The sequence below is a fragment of the Pseudonocardia sulfidoxydans NBRC 16205 genome, assembly GCF_007989085.1.
Lineage (GTDB): Bacteria > Actinomycetota > Actinomycetes > Mycobacteriales > Pseudonocardiaceae > Pseudonocardia > Pseudonocardia sulfidoxydans.
In genome coordinates this window covers 1-4,015 of sequence record NZ_BJVJ01000153.1, presented here as the reverse complement: position 1 = coordinate 4,015, position 4,015 = coordinate 1, and the positions used below count along the sequence as shown (strand labels likewise).

Here is a 4,015-nt window from a genome sequence, read left to right as displayed (position 1 = left end):
AGGCTCTGCCCGCCGGCAATGGTGGTGGCCGGACCCGGATCTGCAGATAGGTATGTGTGTCGGTCCCCGATGCTGATCCACCAGCAGACTCGATGAGGAGTTGGCGTGAAGCCCCCTGTTTTTGATTATCTGGACCCGCGGACGGTCGACGAAGTCCTTGACCTGCTCGCAGACCAGGAATGCGACGTCGCAATCCTGGCCGGTGGCCAGAGCCTGGTACCACTGTTGAACCTTCGTCTGGCCCGCCCGGACGTTGTTGTCGACATCAACCGGATTGCCGGGCTCGACCAGGTCGCGGTCACGGACTCGGCTGTGCTGATCGGGGCTATGGCAAGGCTGTCGGTGCTGGAGCACGACGGTAACCTCGTCGAAGTGCTACCGGTCGTTCCCGAGGCGATTGGGTTGGTCGCTCACCCTCAGATCCGCAACCGAACCACGATCGGCGGCTCGCTGTGTCACGCTGACCCTTCCGCCGAACTCCCGGCCGTGGCGGTCGCGCTCGGGGCGACGATGCACCTACGCTCAAGTGCTGGCGTCCGTGAGCAGTCGGCAGCCGAGTTCTTCCAGACCGTCTTCACCACCTCGCGGCGACCGGACGAGTTGCTGACGGCTGTCGAGTTCCCCCGCCACGCCGGCTTCCGCTTCTGCTTCGAGGAGGTCTCCCGCCGCCACGGCGACTTCCCATTCGTGGGTCTCTGCCTCGGTCTACGCGTCGCGAACGGAGTCGTCGTCGAGGCCCGACTGGCGGTGTGTGGGGTGGCTGAACGACCGGTGCGGCTGGCTGGCGCGGAGAGCGCGTTCGTGGGAATGCCGCTCCCGAGTGATCTCGCACCCGTCCTCGACGCCGCGAGCAGCGAGGTCGAGCCACCAACAGACACCCACGGCTCCAGCAGCTATCGGCGTGCGCTGCTGCGTACCCTCCTCCGCCGAGCCGTGGCACGATTCGACCAAGGAGTTCAGCGTTGAGTACGCCGCGCGGAGACGCACCTCGGCAAGTGACCCTGACGGTCAACGGCACGACCCATTCGGCGATTGTCGAGGTCCGCACATTGCTCAGCGACTTCCTGCGGCACGGCCTCGGCTTGACCGCTACCCACGTCGGGTGCGAGCAGGGAGTCTGCGGTGCGTGCACCATTCTGCTCGACGGCGCTCCAGTGAGGTCGTGCCTGCTACTGGCGGTGCAGATGGACGGTCGTCGTCTGGAGACGGTGGAGGGATTGGCGGAGGCCGGCGAGCTGTCAGGATTCCAGCAGGCGATGCGGGCCGAGCACGGACTGCAGTGCGGCTTCTGCACCCCGGGCATCCTCATGAGCGTCACCGCCGCGGAGCGAGACGGGCGCGGCGTCAACGACACCCTCACGGAGGTGTTGGGCGGGCATGTCTGCCGGTGCACCGGATACCAGGGTATCCGCGCCGCAATCGAACGACACTGGTCGGAGGGAGAGCGATGACCACCACGACGGAACAGTCCAGGTTCGTCGGCCGTAGAATGCCACGCAGTCACGACGCGCGGTTGCTGCGCGGCGATGGCCGCTACATCGATGACATCGACGACACCGGCGTGTTGCACGCTGCGATCGTGCGCAGCCCGCAGGCGCATGGCCGGATCACTCGGTTCGACGCGTCGCAGGCGCGAGCACATGGAGCATCCGTGCTCGTGCTGGGGCCCGACGAGATTCGCGAGGTCGCTGGCCCGTTGCCGCTCACTTGGCAGCTGCCCGGCCAGCACCTCAGCTCAATCGAACTCGCGGTCGACACCGTCCGGTACGTCGGTCAGCCGATCGGGATCGTCGTCGCCCCGACCAGGGCGCTCGCCGAGGATGTCGCCGAAATGATTCAGGTCGACATCGAGCCGCTGCCGGTTGTCGTCACGCTCGGCGACGCCATCGCGGCCGATGCGCCGTTGCTCTATCCCGAACACGCCAGCAACATCGCCGGCGAGATCCACTTCGGCACACCCGTGGACGCGCTCGAGGCGGCACTCGCAGCGTCCGCGCACGTGGTCGAACGGGAGTTCACGATCCAACGGATCAACCCGAGCCCCATGGAGCCCCGCGGAGTGCTGGCCGAATGGATCCCGAGTATCGAACAGCTCACGGTGCACGCCAGCAGTCAGGCCCCGCATCTCGTCCGCCAGGAGCTGTCGGCCGCCCTGCGGCTACGTGCTGACCAGATCCGGGTTGTGGTACCGGACGTGGGCGGAGCTTTCGGCGCCAAGACCACGATGCTCGCCGACGAGGCGCTGGCCTGCCTCGCCGCGAAGGTGCTCGGCCGGCGGGTCAAGTGGATCGAGGACCGCACCGAGAATCTGACCGCGTGCTACCAGGGCCGTGGGCAGCGTGCCCGGTGTCGGCTCGGACTCGACGCCGACGGCCACTTCACGGCGCTGGCCGTGCATATCCTCGGAGACTTGGGTGCGCTGCTCACCACCGCCGGCTCGGGGCCGTTCCAGGTAGCCGCGCTGACGGTCGAAGGACCGTACAAGTTCGAGGCGGCCGGCGCGTCGGTCACCGCGGTCTTCACCAACGCCGTGCCTACCGGGGCCTATCGCGGTTACGGGATGCAGGAGTCGGCATGGATCCGGGAGCGGATCGTCGAAGAGGCGGCTCGTGAGCTGGGCAGAAATGCGGTGGAGCTGCGTCTGCTCAACATGATCGGTCCCGACGACATGCCGTTTGCGACGCACACGACGCTCGCATACGACTCCGGCGACTACCCTGCAGCGCTGCGGCGGGCCGCCGAGATCGGTCTGCAGCGGCGCCGTCCGTCGACCGACAGGGTGCGGCGGGGAGTCGCCGTGACAGCAAACGTCGAGGTCACCGGCTTCGCCCCGAGTGCGCTCCTACAGGCACTGCAGATCCAGTGGTCCGGTTACGAGACTGGCACGGTCCGGGTGAACGACGACGGCTCAGTCACAGTGTTCTCCGGCGTCAACTCAATGGGCCAAGGGATCGAGACAACGCTCGCCCAGATCGTTGCCGACGAGCTCGGCGTGCCGATCGAGCTGGTCAGCGTACAGCTCGGCGATACCCACACCGCGGCGTTCTCGAACTTCTCCTCGCAGGCCAGCCGGTCCCTGCCACTGGCGGGAGCTGCGCTGATCGCTGCCGGCGGGCAGATGCGTGATCGCATGCACAGGCTCGCTGCCAGCGCGCTCGGCGTCGTCGTGGAGGACATCAAGCAGGACGGACTCGTGTTCGAGGCCCGCTCGGTGGGGAGCGACGTGACCTGGCAACAGGTGGCGCACCTCGGTTGGATGGGGTGGGGTCGCCCCGATGCTGAGCGGATCGTGTTGGAGGAGACGGTGTCGTTTGATCCGCCGGGAATCGCCTACGCGTACTCGGCGCACGGCGCTGCTGTCGCCGTCGATCTCGACACCGGGAAGGTGACCGTAGAAGAGTACTGGACTGTCAACGACAGCGGGGTGCTGGTCAACCCATTGATCGTGGACGGCCAAATCATCGGTGGGGTTGCCCAGGGGCTCGGGACCGCGCTGCTAGAGGAGGCGTGCTACGAGCCTGAGACCGGACAACCCCTCGCGACCTCATACCTCGACTACGTGCTTCCGCTCTCTGAGGACATGCCGGATGTCACGGTCGAACACATGGAGACACCCAGCCCGCACATCACCGGTGGGTTCAAGGGTGTCGGGGAGAGTGGCATCCAGCCGCCGGCCGCGACAATAGGCAACGCCATTGCGGACGCCGTCCCGGAGATCGCCGCCGGGCTCGTGGCGACCCCGATGTCGCCATCGTGCATCTGGACGTTGCTCGCAGCTGCCGATATGACGGGAGACCGATAGCCCGCCGACGGGGGAACAGGACGCGTTCAGCAGCTGACAGCGGACGGGGGCAACCTAGGGCCGTTGGTGCTCGCCACTGTGGGTTCCTCCGTCTCGTTCCCACCTCCAGGCGGGGAGGACTGTTCAGCTATTCAGCTCACCAAAGACCTCGCCAGGGCCGTCCGGCCGAGGCGCTCGACGGGCTCACGGGTGCCAGGGCGCGCGACGCGCTTA

At 67.0% G+C, this 4,015-nt stretch carries 3 protein-coding genes; all 3 read left to right on the top strand.

All coding sequences use genetic code 11. The annotated features are described in order from the left end of the window. The first annotated feature begins 105 nt into the window (after positions 1-105). The 3 genes from PSU4_RS30620 to PSU4_RS30610 are packed head-to-tail and all read left to right on the top strand — an operon-like array spanning position 106 to position 3,802. The gene (locus tag PSU4_RS30620; RefSeq protein WP_147116129.1) at positions 106-966 is read left to right on the top strand and encodes an FAD binding domain-containing protein; all 861 of its coding nucleotides are present in this window, start codon (positions 106-108) and stop codon (positions 964-966) included. 29 nt (positions 967-995) lie between these two features. Beyond that, the gene (locus PSU4_RS30615) at positions 996-1,451 is read left to right on the top strand and encodes a (2Fe-2S)-binding protein (RefSeq protein ID WP_222596463.1); all 456 of its coding nucleotides are present in this window, start codon (positions 996-998) and stop codon (positions 1,449-1,451) included. Beyond that, positions 1,448-3,802, top strand: a complete 2,355-nt coding sequence (locus PSU4_RS30610) for a xanthine dehydrogenase family protein molybdopterin-binding subunit (RefSeq protein WP_147116126.1) — start codon at positions 1,448-1,450, stop codon at positions 3,800-3,802. The genes PSU4_RS30615 and PSU4_RS30610 overlap by 4 nt, the downstream gene beginning before the upstream one ends. Positions 3,803-4,015: the final 213 nt, after the last annotated feature.